The organism is Klebsiella sp. 141198 (genome assembly GCF_050600785.1).
GTDB lineage: Bacteria > Pseudomonadota > Gammaproteobacteria > Enterobacterales > Enterobacteriaceae > Klebsiella > Klebsiella aerogenes.
The window spans coordinates 1-238 of sequence record NZ_JAQIRM010000032.1; the positions used below are offsets into that span (position 1 = coordinate 1).

Below are 238 nucleotides of genomic sequence, written 5' to 3' on the forward strand. Positions count from 1 at the left end.
TTTCACTTCTGATTGCGAAAATTTGAGAGACTCGAACACACATTAGCTGTGTGTCGTTTCAATTTTCAGCTTGATCCAGATTTTTAAAGAGCAAAATTTCACAATGCACTTAACAGTACATTTTGAAATTTATCATTTATCAAACAATCTGTGTGGACACTACAAAGGCAGGTTCTTTAAGGTAAGGAGGTGATCCAACCGCAGGTTCCCCTACGGTTACCTTGTTACGACTTCACCC

Annotated in this window: 1 rRNA gene; it reads right to left on the minus strand. The window is 38.7% G+C overall.

Annotated elements, in window-relative coordinates:
• Window positions 1-182: 182 nt before the first annotated feature.
• A 16S ribosomal RNA gene (locus tag PGR10_RS25445) occupies window positions 183-238 on the minus strand; the annotation flags it as partial.